We start from the raw sequence: 21523 nt of genomic DNA, 5'->3' as shown, positions 1-21523 counted from the left end.
AACCAAGGGGCGGCGGCGAGGCCGACCCCTTGGTTCCTGATCGCTTGGCGCCGGCGGCGTCCGCGGAGCGGCTCAGAACTCGCCGTCGCGGTCGTGGAAGTAGTCGTCCGGCCCCTTGGTGGTGTAGTAGGGGTACTGGACGACGGGCATCGGGCCCATCTTGCCGGGAACGCGGGGGTCGGCGCCGGGCGGGTAGAGCAGGCCCTTGGGGGCGTCGTAGGAGTACTCGTAGCGGTGCTCCGGCACGAAGGTCCCGCCGTGGTGGAAGGCGCCGTGGGCCCGGCCGAACAGGCCGCAGGGCGGGCACATCGGCAGGCCGGGCACGCCGAAGCAGGTCGGGCAGCCGTGCGGGGGGCAGTGGCCGTAGCAGGTCGGGCAGTCGGCGTAGCCGCCGTGCGGTTCGCCCTGCAGCGCCGGGTGGTGCACCGTCCCGCTGTGGACCGGGCCGCTGTGCACGGGGCCGCTGTGCACGGGGCCGTGATGCACCGGGCCGCTGTGGACCGGGTGCGACTCGACGACGCCGGAGACCGGGCGGACGGGGGCGGGGGCGACCGGCGGGGCGGTCGGCTGAGCGGTCGGTCGGGCGGGCTCGCTGGAGCGGTCGTGGGACCGACCGAAGCCGCGGCCGCCGCGGTTCTGGGCCCGGATCACGACGCCTTCCGGCGAGTCGGCGGCGTCCGCCTGGGGGGCGGCGGCGGGCACGTGGAGCCGCACGACGCCGTCGGCGTCGGACGGGGCGGCGGCGCCGACGGCGGCCCCGGCGTGCGCCGCGGCCAGCGCCGCGATCGCCACGGCGGGGGCGGAGAGGGTTGCGGCGAGGCGGGGCATGTCGGAATTCCTCAGGACGGGCGACGGACGGACCGATCCGGCGGCCCGGCGGGCCCCCGGCGGTCGGGGACGGTCCGCGGGGGCGCCGGCCGGGGGGGCGCTGCTCGGACCGGTCGGTCCGTCGGTCCATTCGGCAGAACCGCTTCGCCCGCTTGAACCGCTCTGACGATCCGCCCGCCCCCCTTCGCCCCCCGGTGGTTCGCCCCCGTGGCGTGTGGGGGGGAGGCGAGCGGGGGACGGGAACCGCCAATCGGGAAGGAGGGTTGAGGGAGGAGGGAGGAGGGAGGGGTGACGGCGACGCTGGCGGCAGCCGGGATTGACGCTCGCCTGCTCTCTCCTCCCTCAACCCCCCTCCCTCAACCCCCCCTCCCTCCTTCGTCCCCCCCCCGCCCGGCGGGAACCGGCAAACCTTTCCTCCTCCGTCTTGTCGGTCGGCGGCGGGCCGGATAGTTTCGCCTCTCGCCCCGCGATCCGCACCGTGCGATCGGCGGGAGCCCCGTCTGTCATGGAGGCCCGGGTCGCCGCCCGGGCGACCGGTTCCCACGGAGAGCCCCGGGTGTACGTCGCCGTTTCGACCGAGAGTTTTCTTCCCGCCGAGGGCCCGTCCCCCTCGTTGGCGGAGCTGTGCGAGGGCGCCGCGGAAACCGGCTTCGACAAGCTGGAACTGCACCTGGACGAAGCCGAGGGCCCGCTGAAGCCCTCCGAGATCGCCGCCGCCCCGGAGCGGTTCGCGGCGACCTTCCGGGAGACCACCCGCCTCACGCCGGTCGGGTTCTGCCTCGCCGACGACGTGCCGCCGAGCGTCACCGCCGGGCTCGCCAAGGCGGCGAAGCACCTGAAGGTCGCCCAGCTGACGGTGCCGGCCTCCCCGCTGGGCACGCCCTTCAACGACGAGGTGGACCGCCTGAAGGCCCACCACGCCGCCGCCTCGCCGGAGGCCGTCCGCGTCTCGGTGCGGGTTCGCTCCGGCGAACTGACCGAGGACCCGGACACCGCCGTCCAGCTGTGCAAGGCGGTGAAGGGGCTGGGCATCACCTACGATCCCAGCTACTTCGTCGGCGGCCCCTACGCCGACGTGGACCGCGAGGCCGTCTACGGCCACGTCTTCCACGTGCACCTGCGGGACACCTCCAAGGAGCGGTTGCAGGTCAAAACCGGCCTGGGGGAGATCGACTACGCCAAGCTGATCGCCCGGCTGGAGAAGGAGGGCTACCGCGGCGCCCTCTCCGTGGACCTGCTGCCGGAGAACGTCCCCGCCGACGAGCGGGCGTTGGAACTCCGCAAGCTGCGGATGCTGCTCGAAACGCTGCTGTAGGGCGACCCGTCCGCGTCGCGGCCCCTGGGAGGGGCCGGGACGCTCCCGCTCCGGGGCTGACCAGCCCGGAGCGCAAGCTCCGGCCGTGAGTCTCCGGCCGTGCGTTGGGCCGCTCCACGGCTGTGCCGACGGCCGATGCTTGCGCATCGGGCTGGTAGTCGCCGCGATGCGTCGCGGAAGAGCGCTCTAGGCGGAGCGGGCGGCGGCCCGTTCGGCGACGACCTCGGCGACGGCCCGGCCGAGTTCGCGGTGGCCCATCGGCTTGAAGAACAGCCGGTCCACGCCCAGTTCGACCAGCCCCTCGTGAAGGCGGGCGTCCAGCGAGCCGGACAGCACGATCAGCCCCGGCCGGTCGGGCCGCTCCAGCAGCTTCAAACAGAGCGTGCGGCCGTTCATCTCCGGCATCGCCAGGTCGGTGATGATCACGTCGCAGTCCAGGCCGCCGTCCAGCAGTTCCATCGCCTGCCGGCCGTTCTCGGCGGTGCGGCACTGATAGCCCTGTTTCTTCAGGCCCCAGGCGGTCACGAGCCGCAGGGCGGTGTGGTCGTCCACCACCAGCGCCCGCACCGGCCGGCCGTCGTCCCGGTGCGGGGCGTCCGATCCGGGCGGGGCGTCGACGGAGGGGGCGGACTCGGAACGTTCGATCGTGTCGATTCCCATGGGGGGGCCGAGGGGCGGGGCGAGCGACGGCGGAGGAGGCGAACCGGCCCGAGTTCGACCGCGGCAGAATGGGGCCGCGGGGCCGCGGTGAAAAGCCCGGCGGGGCGCCCGTTCGCCACGGGGGGGAAATCCGACCCCCGCCGACCGAAGGCCTCCCCGAACCCGTGGGGTCCCCGTCGGCGCCGCAATCCCCGCCCGGGGCGCCGCCCGATCGACCCGCGGGGGCGAGGGGCGAACTCCCCTCCGCGGCGATCGGTCTATACTGCCCCGCATGAGCTCCCCGACTTCGCCCCCCGCCGCCGCCGACCGCTCCGGGTCCGCCTCCGCTCCGGGGGCTCACGCCCCCGGCTCGCCGGATTCCGCCGTGCCCTCGCTGGAGGAGCTCCGCGAGGAGTTCGAGTTCCTCGGCAACTGGGAGGACCAGTGCGAGTTCCTCATCGACGTCGGCATGGACCTGCCCCGCCTGCCGGAGGAGGACAAGACCGAGGACACCCGCGTCCACGGCTGCCAGAGCCTCGTCTGGATGACCGTGCACGAGCGGGACGGCCGGCTGAACATCGCCGCCGAGAGCGACGCGATGATCGTCAACGGCCTGATCGCCGTGCTGCTGGCCACCTTCGACGGCAAGACCCCCGCCGAGGCCCTCGATGTGGACGTGGAGGAGGTCTTCTCCTCCCTCGGCCTGGACGAACACCTCTCCAGCGCCCGCAAAAGCGGCCTCGCCGGGATGGTCCAGCGGATCCGCGGCGAGGCGGCCCGGTTCCGGGTCGAAGGGGAGGGGTGACGTCCGCTCGTCCCGACGCTCTGCGTCGGGACGCACGGGCCGCGGAGCGGCCGGACGCTCCGCGTCCCCTGCGGGGCGACGCAGAGCGTCGCCCCGAGAGGCGCTCGCTTCCCGCAAGAATTTCGCCTCAGCGGGCTCATGCCCGCCGCTCGCCCTCCGGCTCCTCACGTTCTGACTCCTCACTCCTCACTCAACGCCCATCACTCCTCCCTCCCCCCCCGCCGCCCCGCCGACGACGCCGCTGAACGTGGACGCCGTGCGGGCCCAGTTTCCGATCCTGAACCGGCCGCTGCCGAATGGGAAGACGCTGACGTACCTCGACAGCGGCGCCACCGCCCAGAAGCCGGCCGCCGTGCTGGACGCGATGCGGGAGTGCTTCGAGGAGTACTACTCCAACGTCCACCGCGGCAAAAGCACGCTCGGCCGGCGGGTGACCGGCGCCGTGGAGCAGGCCCGCGAGGACTGCCGCCGGTTCGTCAACGCGGAGGACGCCTCCGAAATCGTCTTCACCGCCGGCACGACCGCCGGGGTCAACCTCGTCGCCCAGACGTGGGCCCGGGCGAACCTGGGTGAGGGCGACGTGATCGCGACGACCCTCATGGAGCACCACTGCAACCTGGTGCCCTGGCAGATGGTCGCGGAGGAGACCGGGGCCGAACTACGGTTCCTCCCCCTCACCGACGACGGCCGGATCGACATGGGGCGGCTCGACGAAGCCCTCGGCGACCGCACGAAGCTGCTGGCGGTCACGGCGTGCAGCAACGTGCTGGGCACGCTGCCGGACGTGCGGGCCCTCTGCGACGCCGCCCGCTCGGTCGGGGCCGTCAGCCTGATCGACGCCGCCCAGTTCGCCCCGCACCGGCGGACCGACGTGCGGGCGTGGGGCTGCGACTTCCTCACCTTCAGCGGCCACAAGCTGTACGGCCCCACCGGCGTCGGCGTGCTGTACGGCCGGCGGGAGTTGCTGGAGGCCATGCCGCCGTGGCAGGGCGGGGGGAACATGATCCACCGGGTCTTCGCCGACCGCAGCGAGTGGGCCCCGCCCCCGGCGAAGTTCGAGGCCGGCACCCCGCCGATCGCGGAGGTCGTGGGCCTCGGCGCCGCGGTGAACTGGCTGGAAGGGCTCGGCTGGGACGCCGTGGAGGCCCACGACCGCGAACTGGCCGCCTACGCCTCGGAGCGGCTCTCCGAGGTCCCCGGCCTGCGGGTCTACGGCCCGGAGGCGGAGCAGCGGGCCGCCCTCGCCAGCTTCACGGTGGAGGGCGCCGCCGCGGAGGACCTGAACTTCCTGCTGGACCGCCGCGGGATCGCCGTCCGCCACGGCCACCACTGCACGATGCCGCTGCACGATCTGCTCGGCGTGCCGGCGACGACCCGGGCCAGCTTCGGCGTCTACAACACCCCCGCGGAGGTGGACGTCCTCATCGACGCCCTCCTCGCCGCCCGCATCCGCCTCCGGCTGGCCTAGGCGAGCGGGGAAGGCGAGGCCCCGGAGCGGTGCGGGGAAGGGGGGAGGAGGAAGGGGGGAGGAGTGACGAGCCCGCGGCGCCCCTCCCTCATCACCCCTCACTTCTCGCCTTACTCAATCTCCCCTTCAACCGCCGCCGCATCGTCCGGCCCCGGGAGCGGTCGCGTGGCGCCGGCCCGGGGGGCGGGGAGGTAGAAGGGGACGCCGCTGCGTTGGTAGGCGACGTACCGCTCGCCGTACGCCTCGCGGAGGCGGGCCTCCTCGTGCTTCGAGCCGACGACGAGGTACAGCGTCGCGGCGGCGTTGAAGGCGGCGAGGTTCGTGGTCATCCGCGGGTTCAGCCAGAGGATCGGCAGCGGGGCGAGGTTCAGCGGGTGCCGGCTCCAGGCGAACGGCCCGGCGGCCCGGGACAGCCCGACGGCGTCCAGCGCCGGCCCCTGACCCTCCGGCGTCTCCGGGACCGGCCCGTCCCCCAGCCAGGCCAGGGCGCTCGGCAGACCGAGGAACCGCGTCACGCCCACCTGCCGCACCGCCGCCAGGGCGAACAGCGTGCCGGCCAGTTGCCCGACCCGCAGCGCCCCCGCCGCCGGCCCGCGAACGTGATACAGCGTCCGCCCCGGCGCCCGCACGGCGACGACCGCGACCAGCCCCGCCCCCGCGACCGCCGTGCCGTTGTAGAGGACCCGGTACAGCCCGGCCCGATTCCGCTCTCCGATCCGCTCGCCTACCGCCCGCTTCACCCGGCGGGAGGCCAGCAGACTGTGCACCGCCGCGAACGCCGCCGTCGCCGCCACGATCCCCGCGGCCCCGCCCCACGCCGACCGGCTCCCGTGGGACCGCGGGGGCGTTCGTTCAGCAGGACGACGGGACACGGGGATGGCTGAGTGAGGAGTGACGAGCGAAGGGTGAGGAGACTTGGGGGCGATGCGGGGGCGAGTCGGGAGTGAGGAAGAAACAGAGGGCGAGCGGGCGGCGTCAACCCCCCCGAGGCGTCTCGGACCGCTCACTCCGGCGGCGTGGGAATCCCGTTCCAGTCCCAGCGGCGGCCGTCGGCGAGGGCCTCGAAGCTGGTGTCGTAGCATTCGACGAACGCTGTCGGCGGCAGCGGGTCGCCGGCGTCGCGGACGATCGCGGCGAGCCGGTCCAGTGCGTCCGCCAGCGGGGAGTCCGTGCCGAGGTCGCCCCGCCATTTCAGGTCGTCCCACCCGCCGCCCGTCCGGATCTCGAAGCGCCCGGCCTCCCAGGGGCCGTGCTCGCCGAAGTCCCGCCGCGTGGGCAGGCCGAGCGTGCGGAATCGCAACGCCTGCACGGCCTCCTGCTGGCGGCGGACTTCAGCCTGCACCGTCGGGCAGTCGAGGGGCAGCCGGAACCGCTCGATCCGCACGTCCGGCCAGCCTTCCGGGGCGGCCTGCAGGTCGTCCAGCCGGTCCCACCTCGCCAGCCGGGCGATGGGGTCGAGGTAGCCCTCCTCGTCGTCCCCGCAGGCGTCGCAGTAGAGCCGGACCGACCGCCACGTCAGGCCCTGCGGGTCGTGCCAGTGCAGGCTGTGCTGTGATTCGACGTACTTCCATCCGACCCGGTCCGGCACGTGGAGCGTCCACGGGCCCTTCGTCAGGGCGTTGCCGATCCGAAGTTTGGCCCGGCGGTTCATGGATGCTCCGACGTCGGCGGGACGGGGTTTCTGCCGAGAAAGCTGACGGGGCCCTCATCGGAACGGCTTTGGTCGAGCCGCGGTCGGCCCTCTCGTCGGCGACCCCGCCGTCTGACCTCGCCGGTCCCTGCGGCGATCGCCCTCAGAACGTTTCGAACAGCGTTTCGCGGTACCGCTCCGTCGTCCAGAGTTCCTCGTCCCAAAAGGCGTGGACCTCCAACCCGCCGGCGCCCAGCCGCAGCGCCCAGTGGTACTGCCGGGGCGGGTCGGTCCGGTCGTCGAGCCCGATCCGCACGCAGCGACCGAGTAGCCGACCCGGCTTCGCGGCGGACCCATACCGCTCCGCGTGCTCCGGAACCGGGGCGGGCAGGCGTTCATCGAACAGCGTGTTGAACGTCGCCACGAACCGGGCCGCCCGCTCACAGATCGTCTCGTCCACCGACCAAATGTATTCTGGCTGCTGCTCCACGAGCGGCGACCCGCCAGCCATCACCGCCGCGTACAGCACGGCCGTCTCCCGCAGGGCGGCCAGGGGCACGGCGTCGCGGGCGAGGGCGGCCAAGGCGACCAACGAGCAATCGTCCTCGTCCGCCGCCGCTTCCGCGTAGGCCGCCGCGGTCAGCGTCTCGACGGCCCAGTCGTCCGGAAACGTCTTGCCCAGCGCCCGCGACAGCGGGTCCTTCCCGGCCGGCAGCAGATCCCCGGTCTGCGTCGACGGGCCGAACAGCGGGGAGCCGGTCACCTCCCGCAGCCGTCGGTAGCCCGGCAGGCCGGCGACCTCCGGCTCCCGTCCGGCCGACACGTCCTGCAACGCCCGCACGAGTTGGAAGTACTCCGTCAGGGCCTCGTCCTCCGCATAGTACCCCTCGACCGGCCCGGTCGCCGGGGCGACGGAGAGGGCGGCGGCGGTCTCGCGGGCGGCGTCGAGCAGTTCGCCCCGCTCGTGCGGCTTCATCGCCCGGCGGTAGAGCTCGTCCAGCCCGAGCAGGAAGGTGCGGTCGTCGACGACGTGGGTCTCGGCGGTCACGGCGGGGCTACGTCAGGGCGTCGAACAGGAAGTAGAGCAGGGCCGCCGCCGCGACCAGCCGGACGGCCACGCTGAATTGCGAGTATCCCATCGGCCCCTCCCGTTCCTCGACCGGGAACGGCAGATGCTCCTCCGGGGCGGCCCACGGGTTGAACCCGAACTGGTACGTCCGGCCGGCGGCGTCCAGCTCCAGCACGCCGACCTTCACGAACGGCAGATAGGTCGCCCGGTGCAGCACGGCTCGGTCGATCTGCTCGAACGGAATCCGCCAGTCGCCGACCTCAATGCGGTCCGCGAACACCTTGAACGTCCCCCGCCGGGCCCCGACCCAGCTCGCCGAGAACCGCGGCCCGCCGGACTCCCGGTCGGTCCCCTTCGTCATGCACTGGTAAACGGGGGCTTCGGCGGCCATTCGTCAGTTCGTCGCGTCGCGGTCGAGCCCCGGGAACGGCCGGGAGGAGGTCGCCTCGGCGGTGGGGAAGTCGTCGGGCACCGGCAGGGTGACTTCGCCGGTGGCGGCCCATTGGGCGCCGCGGGTGAGGGTGACGAGGAAGTCCACGCTTTCGCAGGCCTCCGCGGAGTGCCCCAGCGTGGTGTGAAACACGCGGCCCTCGCCGTAGCGGATCGTCATCAACACCGGTTCGTGCCGATCGCTGGGGGCGTTGTCGGTCTGATCCTTGCCGGTCGCCAGCACCGTGAGGTTCTCGGCGGGGCCGCGGAGCCGGGCGTAGCACTCGTCGGCGGCGTGTTTCCACCGCTCCGGCAGGCCCTGCACGATCGGGTGTTCCGATCGGCGGACGATGGGAAAGGGCTCCCGCCCGCCGTGGGCGCCGGCCCGGCCGGGGTCGGAGGCGTCGCGGACCAGTTCGCCGGCGTCGTTCACGTACACGTAGACCCCCGCGTCCGGCCCGCGGCCGCCCCAGCCGCCGACGCCGATCATGCGGTTGTAGGCCGGCCAGTCGCCGAAGCTGTTGTCGGCCGCGTGCACGCTGACGAACCCGCCCCCGCCGGCCACGTACTCTTCGAAGGCCGCCTTCGTCTCCTCCGGCCAGGGGGCGGCGTCGTTGCCGAAGTTCGAGATCACCACGTCGTACTTCGACCACTCCGGGCTGAACCGCGGATCGGTCTTGGGTCGCGGCAGATCGACGCTCTCCCCGGCCCCGGCCCGCGGCAGCCACTCGGCCCGCCGGTCGCCCCGCCAGGTGAACCGCGTGCGGGCCACGTCCACCGCGAACAGCCCGGTCTCCTCCAGATACCGCTTCATCATCACGGTGATGAGCGGCCAATCCGTGTGATTGTTCTGCCCGTCGACGATCAGGGCCCGCAGCGGCGGCTTCGTCTCCTCCGCCTCCCCGACCCCGGGCAGCACGCACAGGCCTGCCGTCACGGCGAGCAGGAACCGACGGGACAGAACCACGGCGACGAACCTCGAACGGGGACACGAGCGACCGCCCCATCCTCGCCGCCCCCGCCCGCCGCCCGCAACGCGGCCCGGAGCGGCGGGGGACGGGAGTCAGGCGTGAGGAGTCAGGAGTGAGGAGTTTTGCGAGAGGGCGCCGCGGACGCTTCACTCCCGACCCCTCACTCAACGCCCCTCACTCAACACTCCTCACCCCGTCCAACGCCAACTCCATCGCCACGTCGCAGCGGGAATAGCCGGTCGCGGGGGGGCAGGGGACGCGGCGGAAGCCGAGCCGTTCGTACAGCCGCAGGGCGGCGGTCAGTTTCGTATTGGACAGCAGCGTCACCCGCCCCGCCCCTTCGGCGGCGGCGTGGGCGAGGGCGGTTTCGACCAGCGCCCGCCCGACGCCCCGGCCCCGCCACGCCGCGGTGACGCCCATCTTGGCCAGCTCGAAGGTCGCGTCCGGTTGCCGGATCAGGGCCACGGTCCCCACGGCGACCTCCCGGTCCACGGCGACGTCCCGGTCCGCGGCGACGTCCCGGTCCACGGCGAACCAGATCGCCCCGCCGGGCTCCAGAATCGTGCCGACCGGATCGGCGAAATAGGCCTCGTCGGCCGGTTCGACGGCGAACAGGACCTCCAACCACTCCCGATTGAGGGCTTCGAACGCCGGCCGAAACTCCTCCGCCCACGGCACGATCCGCACCACGCCACGCTCCCGTCTGCGAGAAACCCCCGCCCGGAAGGACACCGCCCGCCCCGCCGCGGTTCAACCCCGAGCGGGGCAGGGAGGAGTGAGGGGTGAGGGGGGAGGAGTGAGGGGTATTGAGTAGGGCAGAAGGCGAGCGGGGGACGTCAGTCCCCTGTGCGAATCGCCGGTCGCGGCTCGGGTTGCCGGTCGCGGTGCAGGGAGCGGTAGTGAAGGGAGACGGCAAGGTCGTCGTCCGTGCCGTGGACGCCGTCGCGGCCGGCGCTGGAGACCCGGACCGTTTCGTCCCACGGCACGACCAGCCGCAGCGGGCGGCCCCACCCGTCGCGGGCCGCGGGGCCGTGCGTGCTGATCGCGGGGTGGTGGAACCAGTCGGCGGAGACCCGCCAGTCGTCCTCGGGCCGCAGCCGACCGGCGGACGCCGCGAGATTGCCGAGCGGGGCGTCGGAGAGCAGCGGGTTCGGCTCGCCCCGCTCGAACAGCCACAGCTGATGCCAAGCGAGGGTGTGCAGGATCGTCTGCGTGGCCAGGCGGGCCTCCTCCTCCCGGGCCTGCCGTCGCTCCCTCGTTCCCTGCACGCCCCAAGAAACCAGCCACCGCAGCGCCACCGCGGCGACCAGCGTTTTGAGCAGCGTAGAGCGAGTCATCCGAACCTCCGCCGAATCGAAGGAACCGGCCCCACCCTACGCCCCCCGCCGCCCGGCGACGAGCGGTTCCTACGAAGGCGGCGAAGGCGTGTCCCCCCGGGGGGGCCCGCCTTCGCCGCCTTGGGCGACCTTGGGGGGGAGCCGTGCGAGAGGGACAGGCTCGACTCTCGGTAGATATGATCGTGACGACCGCCGTCTCCTGCCCGCTGGCCGCCCCTCGATGCAACCGCGAACGCCCCGGCCGTGCCCCGATCCGCTGCGGGAGGCGTTCCTCGAACTGCTCCGGTGCACGCTGATCCTCATCCGTAACGGCCCGGACGACGCGGCATGGTGTCAGGCCCTCGCCGACCACCTGCACAACGTCCCGACCCTGCTGATCGACTTCGACCCTGATCTGCTGCGGTATTACTGGGAAGTCGAACGAGCGTGTTTCCTCGACGCTCTCGGCCGGATCGACCGGCCGCCGCCGGCTTACTTCGACGAACCGTGGCGGGTGGTCGAGCGGTCCTACCGCCGACTCCCTCCCCCCCCGACCAAGTGACTTGAGCCTTCTCGTCCACCGCCCCGCCTGGACACGGCCGCGACAGGCTCCCGTTCAGCTCGTCCAGAGTGGGGGTGACGTGAGTCATCCCGTCCGCGGCGGCGATTCTTCGTACAGCCGGGCCGCGGCGACGTGCATGACGACGCCGACGGCGCCGATGAGCGCCGCAAATCCGCCGGTCATCACTGCGAAGACCCAGACGCCCTGCACGACACCCAACGCCGCCGGCGCTGCGATCAGCAAGGCCAGAAAGTACATGACCCAAGCGGCTCCGCGGAGCATCCCTTGGTTCGTCCGCCGACTCGTGCCGATCACCCGGTCGAATTCGTCGCTGGCTGCCGCACAGGCGTCGGAACAGACGCAGCAGTCGTGGGCCGACCGCCGCAGGCAGGCCCCGCACATCGCCCGTCCGCAGTGCACGCACAGGGCGACGGCGTGGCTGTCGAGATGATCGAGACACCGCATGACCGCCGCCGCTGGGGAACCGGAACGCGGCCGAGGATACCGAGCAGTCAGTCTGCTCCGCCCTCTCGAACGCTCGGATCACCCGAAGGCGGCGAAGGCGGGCGGCCCCGGGGGGACACGCCTTCGCCGCCTTGGGGCTGACGGTCGACCGTCACGGCTCTCCGGCGTCGGGCAGGGACAGTTCCCACCCGCCGCCGAACGCCCGCTTCGTCGCCCGCACGTCCAGCGCCTTTCGGGCTCGACGGAGCCGGTTCTCCGTGATCCCCGCCTCACAGGCTGCGTCTGTCACGGTCTTGCTCGGGGCCGTGCCGCCGTGGCTCATGAGCTCCGCTCGGAGCCAGGTTTCGCAGCGGGCGTCCTCGTCCTCCGTCGAACCGCGGTCGTTCGGGCCGGCGGCGGCGGACAGCACCGCGGCGGCCGTCGTCTCCACCGGCGTCGGGTCCCACCAGACCCGCGGCGGGGCGGCGTCGGGGGAGGAGGCAGGGGGCAGGGGGGAGGAGGAACCGGCGAAGTTCGCCCCCTCAAAGCCCGGCGGGTCGGGGAACGGCTCATCGCTCAATACTCCTCCCTCATCACTCCTCCCCCCTCCCCCGAACCCCGGGTCGTCGCCGCTGATGCGGTACGCCAGCCCGCCCACGGCGGCGGCGAGGTTGTTCTTCAGGCTGACCAGCAGCCGTCGCGGGGGGCGGCCGAGTTCCGGGGTCTCGTCCGGGTCGGACCCGGCCAGCCAGGCACAGCGGGCCGCCGCCCCGATGCCGCCGCTGCCCGTGATGCGGGACAGCGGGGTCCCGCCGTGGTTCCCCTTGTTCAGATGGCAGACCAGCACCACCGCCACGTCCCGGCGTTCGGCGAGGCGGGCCAGCGGGGCGAGCAGGCCGCGGACCTCGGCGTCCTTGTAGCTGTCGGAGCCGCCCATGTAGGCGCCCAGCGGGTCGATCACCACCAGCCGCGGCGGAGCGATCTCGGCCAGCCGGTCCAGGGCCGCGTCCAGGCGGGGCAGGTCGCGGGAGAGGTCGAAGCAGCGCTCCGGGCGGCCGGGGTCCTTGACGGCCTCCAACACGGCCAGCCGGGCCGGGTCGCCGCCGGCGGCGTCGAAGCGGGGGCCGAGCGTGTCGTCGGCGGCGTCCTCGGCGTTCAGCATCAATGCCGTGCCGGCCGGGGCGTGGCCGCGACCGTCCGGCCAGGGCAGTCCGCGGGTGACGCGGGCCGCCAAATCGCAGGTGAGGAAGCTCTTGCCGCGGTCCGGCTCCCCGGCGAGCAGGTTCAGCTTGCCGACGGCCAGCCGCTCCGGCCAGAGCCACCGCACCGGGCGGCGGGGCACGTCGCAGAGCATCCGCAGCGTGAGTTCCCCCTGCCGGTCGGCGGGGCCGGTCAGCGGGGGGAAGCGTTCGGCGACCTCGGCGAGAGCGGCGGCGAGGGCGTCGGGGTCGTCGTTCGCCCCCTCCCGCACCGCGTAGCGGACGGCCCGGCGGCGGGCGTGCTCCCGCAGGATGGCGGCGTAGTCGCGGCCGTGGCCGGCGTGGGGCGTCTCTTGCAGCAGCGTGTCGAGGTGCAGCAGTCCGCCGGCGGCCTCCAACCGGTTCGCCCGGGCGAGGTCGTCGGCGACGGTGACGAGGTCGATCTTCCGCCCCGCCGCCGCGACCCGGTGCAGGCTCTCGAAGACGGCGGTGTTGCGGTCGGAGAAGAAGTCGTCGGCGGTGAGGTTGGCGGACTCGTCGGTCGGCAGGGTTCCGGTCAGCAGCACGCTGCCGAGGAACCCGCGTTCGGCCATCTCGTCGCGGGAGGGGCCGTCGTCGACGACGGAGGCGGGCAGCCGGGACGGGGGAATCGCGTTCATCGGGCGGGGTCGGTGCGAGGTTCGAATGGGAAATCGGGGGGGCGGCCGGATGACGACCTCTCCCCCCTAGACCCCGAACCGGGACGTTTCGCCCCCGCCCCGCCCGCCGCCGGACCCCGCCGAGCCCTGTCTCGTAAGGCTTTGATCCACGCAAAAAAGAGAGGCCGGAGGGACGAACCCCTCCGGCCTCTCCGCGGTCCGGTCGCCCCGCCCGGTCCCCGCGGCGGGGACGGGGGCGGGACGCCGTCGTTGTGACGAAGGCCGTCGCCGGCCGTTCGGTCAGGCCTCAAGCAGGCCGTTCAGGAAGTCGAGAAAGGAGTCCAAGAGGTTGGCGCTGATCAGATCTTCGAGCAGGCCGGCGATGTCGGAGATCAGCCCGTCCGGGCCGACCAACGCACAAAGCAGACTGCCGAGCGCCCCGTCGGACGGGACGGCGAAGATGTCGAGGACGATCGGTTCGAGGTCGATCACGAGCCCGAGGAGGTTGAGGTCCAGCGGGCCAAGGTCGAGGTCGAGGATCATGCAGGAGTCGGCCGCCATCGCCGCCCGGTCCGTCCCCGTCGCCGTCGCGTTCGTGTCCATCATCGTCAGGGACTGAACGGGGGCGCTGAGATCCTCGCTGATCGACCGGGTCACCTTGCCCTTCTTGTTCAGCAGGTCGCCGGAAAGGGTGCCGTTGGCGATCAGCTGATTGCCTTCGACGGTGAATTCCGTCACCTCGAACACGCCTTCGAACGACCCGATGACCTTGCCGTTCCGGTTGGTCAGATCGCCGCGGACATCGTTATCCGTGACCTGGGCCTGGGCCGTGCCGGCGGAAAGGCTGGTGGCCGCGAGGGCGCCCAAAGATAGGGCGGCGACTTTGAGGAGGTGGTTCATGGGGTCTCTCCAGAGCGCTCGGAGCGAGGGGGTGAAGCGGCGTGGTCGAGGGATGAGCAGGCCCCCAACCGCCACGCGGAGACCATGACCGTTAGGACCGGCAGAACCGGACGGATCAATCCGGGTTCAGCCGCTCGGCGTCCGGCTGAAGGAGGTCGGGGTCGGTTCCCGACGGGAGCGACACCGCCGAAAAGTGGGGACGACACGCTGGACGCAGGGGGACGCCGTCCGCCACGGGCGCACGCGATCGATTGCCGTGCCGATCCGAGTCGACGCGGCGGAGGTTCCTCGGGGCCAAGGCGTTACGGCGGCGACGGCGGTGCGGGGCACGCCTCCGGGGCCGCCCGCCGACCCCCTCGTTCGCTCACTCGTCACCCGCGAACGGTCACGGCCTCCGGGGCACGCGTCGCCCGATCGCCCTCCTCCCGCCTCACCCATCACTCCTCACTCCGCCGCGTTCGCCCCGCGTCGCACAGGGGGCTCACGCCCCCCGCTCGCCGTCGCTCCTCACTCCTCACCCCTCGCTCCTGCCCCTCGCCCGCACCGACAGGGCGGCGGAGAGCGCCACGGGGGCGACGGCGAGGAGCAGGACGACGGCCAGCGTGGCCGGGCCGGGGTTCTCCGCCCAGGCGGCGCCGGAGGCGGCGGCGAACAGGCAGCCGGTGTAGGCCGCGTAGTAGGCCAGCAGCAGGGCGCCCTCCCAGCGGGCGACGACCTGCCCGGTCCAGAAGATCGGCAGGCAGACGACGGCGACGGCGACCATCACCGGCAGATCGAACCGCAGGGCCGCCGGCGAGACCGTCACCCCGCCGCCGGAGAGCAGGGCAGAGAGCCCGAGCACCCCGAGCAGGTTGAAGATGTTGCTGCCCACGACGTTGCCCACCGCGATGTCCCGCTCCCCGCGGACGGCGGCGAGGATCGAGGTGGCCGCCTCCGGCAGCGAGGTGCCCGCCGCGACGACCGTCAGGCCGATGACCAGCTCCGACACCCCGAACCCGCGGGCCAGCTCCGTCGCCGCGTCGACGAACAGCCGCGACCCCAGCGCCAGCGCCGCCAACCCCCCCGCCAACCACAGCAGCGAAAGCCAGACGCCGCCCTTCCCCCGGGCGGGCTCGGTCGCGGCGGGGGCGGCGGGCTCGGTCGCGGCGGGGGCGGCGGGCTCGGTGGCGGGCCGGTTCGCGGCGGGGGCGGCCCCGGCGGGCTCGGCGTCGGAACGGCCGCGGCTCGTCAGGACGGCCCGGGCGATGTAGAGGACCAGCCCGGTCGTGAGGAGGGCGCCGTCGATCCCGCCGACGCGGCCGTCGAGGGCCAGCAGCAGCACGAGGCCGGAGAGGGCGATCATCACCGGCACGTCGAACCGGACGAACTGCTCCGCGACCCGCAGCGGCACGACCAGCGCCGAGGCCCCGAGGATCACCAGCACGTTGAAGTTATTGCTGCCGACGACGTTGCCCAGGGCGACGTCCGGCCGCCCGGCGAGCGTGGCGTGCAGGCTCACGACCAACTCCGGGGCGCTGGTCCCGAAGGCCACGACCGTCAGCCCGACGATCAGCGGCGGGATGCCCAGCGTGCCCGCCAGCCGGGCGGCCCCCCGCACCAACGCCTCCGCCCCGACCGTCAACACGGCCAACCCCGCCGCCAGCGTCACCCAGGTCATCACGTTCGTTCTTCAAGAGAGGCCGGACGAATCCACAACCCCCGCCCCGCGAACCGACGCGGGCGCCGCCGGGCCGCGTCCCGTTCCGAACCGCACAGAATAGGCGCTCGGCGACGGCGTGACGACGGGGCGGCCCGACCGAGCCGGCGTGTGAGCCGGGCGGGGGGCGATCGGCATTTTGAGGGAGGAGTGGGGAGGGAGGAGGGAGGAGGGAGGAGGGAGGAGGGCGAGCGGGGGGGCCGCCGGGCGAGCGGATCGGTTGCCCCGCCCCGCCTCTGGCTCGTCGCTCAACACCCCTCACTCACGAATCGGCCCGCCGGGGGGCCGTCGGCTGCCGCTCGTCCCGCCCCTCAAAAACAGGGGTCCGGGGAATCTTGAGGGCAAGAGTTACAATTCTGGTTTGCAAGTCTGGACTCCGCCGGCCGGGCGAAACTACACCCCCGCCCGTCGTCACTCCCCCGCCGCCCCGGTCCGAACCGGGCGGCGTCGCGACTCTCCACCCCCCAACTCGTTCCGTTCGAACCGACCCCTCAGGGGTCGCCGCCCCCGGTATGCCCGCCGCGTCCTCCCTTGCCGCCGGCTCTTCGCCCTTCGCGGCGGACGGGGCGTTCGGCGGGGCCGTGGCCAGCGGGCGGGCGCTGCTGTTTCCGGCGCTGCTGTGCGGCGCCGTGCTGGTCATCATCGTCCCGCTGCCGGCGGCGATCCTCGACCTGATGCTGGCGGCGAACGTGACCCTCGCCACCGTCATCCTGCTGGTGACGGTCTACGTGCGGCGGCCGCTGGAGTTCAGCGTGTTCCCCGCCGTGCTGCTGGGCACCACGCTCTCCCGGCTGGTGCTGAACGTGGCGAGCACCCGGCTGATCCTCTCCAAGGCCGCCAGCGACGGGACCAACGCCGCCGGCGGGGTGATCGAGGCCTTCGGCTCGTTCGTCTCCGGGGACAACCTCGCGGTGGGGCTGATCCTGTTCGTGATCCTCGTGGCGATCCAGTTTCTGGTCATCACGAAGGGCGCCACCCGCGTCGGCGAAGTCGCCGCCCGGTTCGCGTTGGACGGGATGCCCGGCAAACAGATGGCGATCGACGCCGACCTCTCCGCCGGTCTGATCGACCAGGAGGAGGCCAAACGCCGCCGCGACGACGTGACCAGCCAGGCGGACTTCTACGGGGCCATGGACGGCGCCGGCAAGTTCGTCCGCGGCGACGCGATCGCCGGCATCGTCATCACCTGCATCAACATCGCCGGCGGGCTGTACGTCGGCGTGATTGAAGAGGGGATGAACGTCGGCACCGCCGCCACGGTGTTCACCACGCTGACGATCGGCGACGGGCTGGTCAGCCAGGTGCCGGCCTTCCTGATCTCGCTGGCCGCCGGCCTGATCGTCACCCGGTCGAGCAACAGCACGCACCTGCCGACGGAGATCGTCACGCAGCTGTTCCGCTACCGGGAAAGCATGTTCCTGGCCGGCGGGTTCCTGGCGGCGCTGGCCTTCACCGGCCTGCCGGCCGCCCCGCTGCTGAGCCTCGCCGGGGTGTGCGGCGTCGTCGGCTGGACCCTGGGCGGCAAGACCGACGAGAAGGAGGCCCACGCCGCCGGCGAGGACGCCGACGAGACCTCCCCGAACAAAGACAAGTCCGCCGGCAAGGCCCCGGAGCCGAAGCCCGAGGACGAACTGACCGTGGAGCCGCTGGCTCTCGAACTGGGGGTCAATCTGCTCAAGCTGGTCGATCCCAGTGCCGGCGGGGACCTGCTGGACCGGGTGGCGAAGGTGCGGCGGAACGTGGCGGGCGAACTGGGCATCATCCTGCCGAAGGTGCGGTTCCGCGACGTGCCGACGATGGACCCGAACAGCTACCGGGTGAAGATCCGGGGCGTGGTGATCGCCAGCGGGGAGTGCCACGCGAACGCGAAACTCGCCGTGGACACCGGCTCCGCCAGCGGCGCCCCCCCGGGGATGCCGACCGTGGACCCGGCCTTCGGCCGCCCGGCCGTGTGGGTCGATCCGACCGCCGCCGAACGGGCCGCCCTGATGGGCTACCATGTCGTCGAACCGGCCGCGGTGGTCGTCACGCACCTGACCGAGATCGTCCGCGACCACGCCGCCGAACTGCTCACCCGTCAGCAGACGCACGCCCTCCTCGATCACCTCAAGGAGCGCTGCCCGGAATTGGTCGGGGAAGTCGTGCCGGAGATGCTGCGGGCCGGCCAGGTGCAGGCCGTGCTGGCGAACCTCCTGCGGGAGCGGGTGCCGGTGCGGGACCTGGAGGCGATCCTGGAAGCCCTCTCCGATCACGCCGGCCGCACCAAGGACCCGCACTTTCTGACGGAATGCGCCCGGCACGCCCTCGCCCGCACCCTCTGCGAGCTGCACCGCGACGACGCCGGCGTGCTGCACGTCGTTAGCCTGGATCCGGCCGCCGAGGAGCTGATCGCCTCCAAGAGCGAATTCCGCGAGGGCGGCTTCGTGCTGACCCTGCCGCCGGTCGTCCGCGACGCGGTGGTGCGGGGCCTGAAGAACGAACTGACCAAGCTGACCGCCGCCGGGCACGCCCCGATCGTGCTGGTCGGCCCGCAGGTCCGGCTGGGGCTGCGGGAGATCGTCCGCGACAAGCTGCCGAAGCTCACGGTGATGAGCCTCACGGAAGTGACCCGAGACACGAACCTTGAAGTGCACGGGCAACTCGCCGCCGAGGGCCTGCGGTCCGCCGGCAAGCCGGCCCCAACCGCCGCCGCCCCCGCCGCCGAGCCGGCCCCGCCGAAATCGCCCTTGGCGGCCTTCGCCTGACGCCCTGACTTTTCCCTCCTCCCTCGACACGCCTCCCTTCCTCCTTCCCCCCGTCCGTGAGCACCCCGATGAGTGAGATTCGCACCTTCCGTGCCGCCACCATGCGGGACGCTCTCCGCCGGGTGCGGGACGAGTTCGGCCCCGACGCCTCCCTGCTGAGCAGCCGCACGCTGCCGGGCCGAGCCGGGGGAGCCGGGCGGGAAGTCGAAGTGACCGCCGAGGTGACCCCGCGGACCGCGGCCCGGTCCGGGGAGCGTCTGGACCCCCGGACGGCCCACGCGGCGAACATCGTGCGGGAACTGACCCGCACCGGCGCCCTGCCGAAGGCTCCGCCGGCGGAGCAGCGTCCGCTGTTCGCCCGGCTGACGGCCCGGGACTTCGCCCCCGCCGCCGCCCAGTACTACGTGGACAACCTCGGCGACGCCCCGCTGGCCGACGTGGCCGCCGTGCTGGCCGAGGACCTGCCGGTCCGCGGCGGCGTCGCCGCCGACCCGACCCGCCGCCACGTCGCCGCGTTCATCGGCCCGACGGGCGTCGGCAAGACCACGACCCTCGCCAAGCTCGCCGCCCGCCTGTCCCTCCGCGGCGGCCGCCGGGTGGGGCTGGTCACCGCGGACACCTACCGGATCGGGGCGGTCGAGCAGCTCGCCACCTACGCCCGCATCCTCGCGGCCCCCTTCGAGGTCGCCGCCGACGCCGCCGCGTTGCCCGAAGCCCTCTACAAGCTCCGCGGCTGCGACGTGGTCCTGATCGACACCGCCGGCCGGGCCCCGCGGGACGACGCCCACCTATCCGAACTGGCCTCCCTGCTGTCGGCCCGCTGTGCGGACGGCACGGCGGTCGAGGCTCACCTGGTGCTCTCCGTGGCCGCCGGTCACCGGGCCCTGCAACGGGCCGCCCTGCGGTACGGCCGGCTGCGGCCGTCCTCCCTGGTGCTGTCCAAGCTGGACGAGGCCGAGGGCGCCGGGGCCGCGGTGGACCTGCTGCGGAGCGCCCCGCCGGCCCCGGTCAGCACGCTGACCTTCGGGCAGGACGTGCCGGACGACATCTGCGAGGCGACCCCGGCGAACCTCGCCGCGGCCTGCCTGGGCGACTGGGAACCTCTGCTGACCGAAGCCGCCCCCGGCGGCCCGGCGGCGGGCGTCCGGACCGCCGGCGCTGCGACTCACGGCTCCGCACGGATTCGGGAGGCGGCTTCATAACCGACCCGGTTCGGGCGGCCGTGACGGCCGGTCGAACTTCGCTCAAGCCGCGGACCGCCCGGTGACGATACCAGCGGGGTCCGCGGGAACGGTCCGCGCGGGGTCTTTCACAAGACGAACCACGGACGCACGGGGAGAACGGCGTGGCGACGGCCTTCGGCGTGCGGCTGGCGACGGTGGTTTTCGTGGCGAGCGTCCTGCGGGACGCGGCCCGGGGAACCGACGCCGACGCGGCCCTCTGGTCGGCTCTCCTGGCGGCGGGCTTCGGGTTCCTCCCCGGCCTGATCGCCGGCGGCGCCTGCGGACGACTCGCCACCGAGCTGGCTCAACGCGAGCTGGCCGCCGAGGCGAATCGGGGGGCTCAGCCCTCCGAAGCGATTGCGAACAAACCGATTGGGAACACGGCGGCCCCCGCGGCCGCCTGAGGCGAAACCACCTGACTCGCCGGGGACGGCCCCCGGCGAACCCGGCACTTTTTAGACCACGGAGCGGTCGATGGCGTTACGGACGACTGGCCTGCGAGGACTCACTTCCCGCACCGAAAACAGCGCCCTGGGCCCCGAGGAGACGGCGGCTCTCTGGAAAGCCTACAAGGCCGACCAGAACAATCGGCAGGTCCGCAACACCTTGGTGGAACGTTACCTGCCCCTCGTGCGGTACAACGCGGAAAAGGTTTGGCAAAAGCTGCCGGACGGCGTCGATATCGCCGACCTGATGAGCAGCGGCGTCTTCGGCCTGATGGACGCCATCGACGCCTACGATCTGGACCGCGGCGTCAAGTTCGAGACCTACTGCGTGCCCCGGATCCGCGGCGCCATGCTGGACGAACTCCGCAGCATGGACTGGGTCCCCCGCCTCGTCCGCTCCAAGGCGACGAAGCTGGAGAACGCCCGCAAGGCCGCCGAGGCCGAGGCCGGCCGTCCGCCCACGGACGCCGAGATCGCCAAGAAGATGGAGCTCGACCCCAAGGAGTTCGCCAAGCTCAAGGCCGAGGCGAACGCCGTGGGCCTCGTCTCCCTCAACAAGAAGTGGTACGAGACGGACGGCTCGCGGGACGTCTCCGAGATCGACGTCCTCGAAGACGGCCGCAGCGACGATCCCACCGGCGGGATTCAGAAGCGGGACGTCATGAAGATGGTCACCAAGGGCCTGAACCGGAACGAGCGCCTCATCGTCATCCTCTATTACTACGAGGAACTGACGATGAAGGAGATCGGCGGCACCCTCGGCCTCTCCGAGAGCCGCGTCTCCCAGATGCACAGCAGCATCGTCGCCCGCCTGAAGGAACAACTCGCCCCCCGCCGCCCCGAGTTCGGCTGAGCCCGGCCCGGCCGAGGCCGGCCCAATCCGCCCGCGATCGCAGCGTCCCGGCCCTCCTCAGGGCCGGGACGTTTCGCGTTCGGGAATGGCTCGCTTCGCCCTGAGACCAGCCCGAGACGCAAGCATCGGCCGTGCGTCGGGGCGACGAGACGCACCGCCGGAGCTTGCGCTCCGGGCTGGTATCGAACCCGCCCTGCTCGTCCGCGTCAGTCGTCGTCCTCGTCGCCGGTCGCGGAGCCGACCAACTCCGGCGAGCGGTTCCCGTTCTCGTCGTCCGAGTCGTCGTCCTCCTCGGCGCCGGCCGTCGTCCGCGGGGGCGTCGCGGCAACCGCCGGGCCGCACTGGGCG

General features: G+C 72.8%; 21 protein-coding genes. 8 read left to right on the top strand and 13 right to left on the bottom strand.

The genetic code is table 11. The features are described 5' to 3' along the window. Window positions 1–72 precede the first annotated feature (72 nt). Entirely contained in the window at window positions 73–828 is a 756-nt protein-coding gene (locus ACG2DA_RS03655; RefSeq protein WP_395254111.1) for a hypothetical protein, read from the bottom strand. A 556-nt stretch (window positions 829–1384) separates the two neighbouring features. On the opposite strand from ACG2DA_RS03655, the gene ACG2DA_RS03650 reads away from it, so the two are divergent. Next, the gene (locus tag ACG2DA_RS03650; RefSeq protein ID WP_395254110.1) at window positions 1385–2143 is read left to right on the top strand and encodes a sugar phosphate isomerase/epimerase family protein; all 759 of its coding nucleotides are present in this window, start codon (window positions 1385–1387) and stop codon (window positions 2141–2143) included. A gap of 186 nt (window positions 2144–2329) precedes the next feature. Here ACG2DA_RS03650 and ACG2DA_RS03645 read toward each other — a convergent pair whose 3' ends face one another. Further along, window positions 2330–2803: a response regulator gene (locus ACG2DA_RS03645; protein WP_395254109.1), complete on the bottom strand. Its 474-nt coding sequence runs from the start codon at window positions 2801–2803 to the stop codon at window positions 2330–2332. A 271-nt stretch (window positions 2804–3074) separates the two neighbouring features. On the opposite strand from ACG2DA_RS03645, the gene ACG2DA_RS03640 reads away from it, so the two are divergent. Both ACG2DA_RS03640 and ACG2DA_RS03635 read left to right on the top strand, forming a co-directional pair. Then, the gene (locus ACG2DA_RS03640) at window positions 3075–3587 is read left to right on the top strand and encodes a SufE family protein (protein WP_395254108.1); all 513 of its coding nucleotides are present in this window, start codon (window positions 3075–3077) and stop codon (window positions 3585–3587) included. A 256-nt stretch (window positions 3588–3843) separates the two neighbouring features. Continuing rightward, window positions 3844–5055 (top strand): aminotransferase class V-fold PLP-dependent enzyme, encoded by a 1212-nt coding sequence (locus ACG2DA_RS03635; protein WP_395254107.1) that lies wholly within the window; start codon window positions 3844–3846, stop codon window positions 5053–5055. A 110-nt stretch (window positions 5056–5165) separates the two neighbouring features. Here ACG2DA_RS03635 and ACG2DA_RS03630 read toward each other — a convergent pair whose 3' ends face one another. The 7 genes from ACG2DA_RS03630 to ACG2DA_RS03600 all read right to left on the bottom strand — a co-directional run bounded on the left by ACG2DA_RS03630 (window position 5166) and on the right by ACG2DA_RS03600 (window position 10491). After that, entirely contained in the window at window positions 5166–5927 is a 762-nt protein-coding gene (locus ACG2DA_RS03630; protein ID WP_395254106.1) for a methyltransferase family protein, read from the bottom strand. A gap of 131 nt (window positions 5928–6058) precedes the next feature. Then, window positions 6059–6706: a hypothetical protein gene (locus ACG2DA_RS03625; RefSeq protein ID WP_395254105.1), complete on the bottom strand. Its 648-nt coding sequence runs from the start codon at window positions 6704–6706 to the stop codon at window positions 6059–6061. A gap of 142 nt (window positions 6707–6848) precedes the next feature. After that, window positions 6849–7733 (bottom strand): hypothetical protein, encoded by an 885-nt coding sequence (locus tag ACG2DA_RS03620; protein WP_395254104.1) that lies wholly within the window; start codon window positions 7731–7733, stop codon window positions 6849–6851. 7 nt (window positions 7734–7740) lie between these two features. Beyond that, the gene (locus tag ACG2DA_RS03615) at window positions 7741–8145 is read right to left on the bottom strand and encodes a hypothetical protein (protein WP_395254103.1); all 405 of its coding nucleotides are present in this window, start codon (window positions 8143–8145) and stop codon (window positions 7741–7743) included. A 3-nt stretch (window positions 8146–8148) separates the two neighbouring features. After that, window positions 8149–9144 carry a ThuA domain-containing protein gene (locus ACG2DA_RS03610; RefSeq protein ID WP_395254147.1) on the bottom strand — a complete coding sequence of 332 codons (996 nt, stop codon included), beginning with the start codon at window positions 9142–9144 and terminating at the stop codon, window positions 8149–8151. A 184-nt stretch (window positions 9145–9328) separates the two neighbouring features. Then, window positions 9329–9841: a GNAT family N-acetyltransferase gene (locus ACG2DA_RS03605; protein WP_395254102.1), complete on the bottom strand. Its 513-nt coding sequence runs from the start codon at window positions 9839–9841 to the stop codon at window positions 9329–9331. Between the two features lie 149 nt (window positions 9842–9990). After that, window positions 9991–10491 carry a hypothetical protein gene (locus ACG2DA_RS03600; protein ID WP_395254101.1) on the bottom strand — a complete coding sequence of 167 codons (501 nt, stop codon included), beginning with the start codon at window positions 10489–10491 and terminating at the stop codon, window positions 9991–9993. Window positions 10492–10711: 220 nt separating this feature from the next. Between ACG2DA_RS03600 and ACG2DA_RS03595 the strand changes: the two genes are divergently transcribed. Next, window positions 10712–11032, top strand: coding sequence for a hypothetical protein (locus tag ACG2DA_RS03595; RefSeq protein WP_395254100.1), 321 nt, complete (start codon window positions 10712–10714; stop codon window positions 11030–11032). A gap of 84 nt (window positions 11033–11116) precedes the next feature. Here the strand turns inward: ACG2DA_RS03595 and ACG2DA_RS03590 are convergent, their stop codons facing one another. The 4 genes from ACG2DA_RS03590 to ACG2DA_RS03575 all read right to left on the bottom strand — a co-directional run bounded on the left by ACG2DA_RS03590 (window position 11117) and on the right by ACG2DA_RS03575 (window position 15870). Then, the gene (locus ACG2DA_RS03590; RefSeq protein ID WP_395254099.1) at window positions 11117–11497 is read right to left on the bottom strand and encodes a hypothetical protein; all 381 of its coding nucleotides are present in this window, start codon (window positions 11495–11497) and stop codon (window positions 11117–11119) included. A gap of 151 nt (window positions 11498–11648) precedes the next feature. After that, the gene (locus tag ACG2DA_RS03585; RefSeq protein WP_395254098.1) at window positions 11649–13334 is read right to left on the bottom strand and encodes an AAA family ATPase; all 1686 of its coding nucleotides are present in this window, start codon (window positions 13332–13334) and stop codon (window positions 11649–11651) included. A gap of 279 nt (window positions 13335–13613) precedes the next feature. Then, window positions 13614–14213 carry a hypothetical protein gene (locus ACG2DA_RS03580; protein WP_395254097.1) on the bottom strand — a complete coding sequence of 200 codons (600 nt, stop codon included), beginning with the start codon at window positions 14211–14213 and terminating at the stop codon, window positions 13614–13616. A gap of 514 nt (window positions 14214–14727) precedes the next feature. Further along, entirely contained in the window at window positions 14728–15870 is a 1143-nt protein-coding gene (locus ACG2DA_RS03575; RefSeq protein WP_395254096.1) for a calcium/sodium antiporter, read from the bottom strand. Window positions 15871–16421: 551 nt separating this feature from the next. On the opposite strand from ACG2DA_RS03575, the gene flhA reads away from it, so the two are divergent. From flhA to ACG2DA_RS03555, 4 genes are all read left to right on the top strand, one after another. Further along, complete coding sequence (flhA, locus tag ACG2DA_RS03570; protein ID WP_395254095.1) at window positions 16422–18653, top strand: flagellar biosynthesis protein FlhA; 2232 nt, start codon at window positions 16422–16424, stop codon at window positions 18651–18653. 68 nt (window positions 18654–18721) lie between these two features. Beyond that, window positions 18722–19855 carry a hypothetical protein gene (locus tag ACG2DA_RS03565; RefSeq protein WP_395254094.1) on the top strand — a complete coding sequence of 378 codons (1134 nt, stop codon included), beginning with the start codon at window positions 18722–18724 and terminating at the stop codon, window positions 19853–19855. A gap of 143 nt (window positions 19856–19998) precedes the next feature. Next, window positions 19999–20280: a hypothetical protein gene (locus ACG2DA_RS03560; protein WP_395254093.1), complete on the top strand. Its 282-nt coding sequence runs from the start codon at window positions 19999–20001 to the stop codon at window positions 20278–20280. Window positions 20281–20350: 70 nt separating this feature from the next. After that, window positions 20351–21175, top strand: a complete 825-nt coding sequence (locus ACG2DA_RS03555; protein WP_395254092.1) for a FliA/WhiG family RNA polymerase sigma factor — start codon at window positions 20351–20353, stop codon at window positions 21173–21175. The last annotated feature ends 348 nt before the right edge of the window (window positions 21176–21523 follow it).

The sequence above is a fragment of the Alienimonas sp. DA493 genome (assembly GCF_043951915.1).
In the GTDB taxonomy this organism is placed as follows: domain Bacteria; phylum Planctomycetota; class Planctomycetia; order Planctomycetales; family Planctomycetaceae; genus Alienimonas.
The sequence above is the reverse complement of the archived record's forward strand: the minus strand, read 5'-3'. Positions and strand labels throughout refer to the sequence as shown.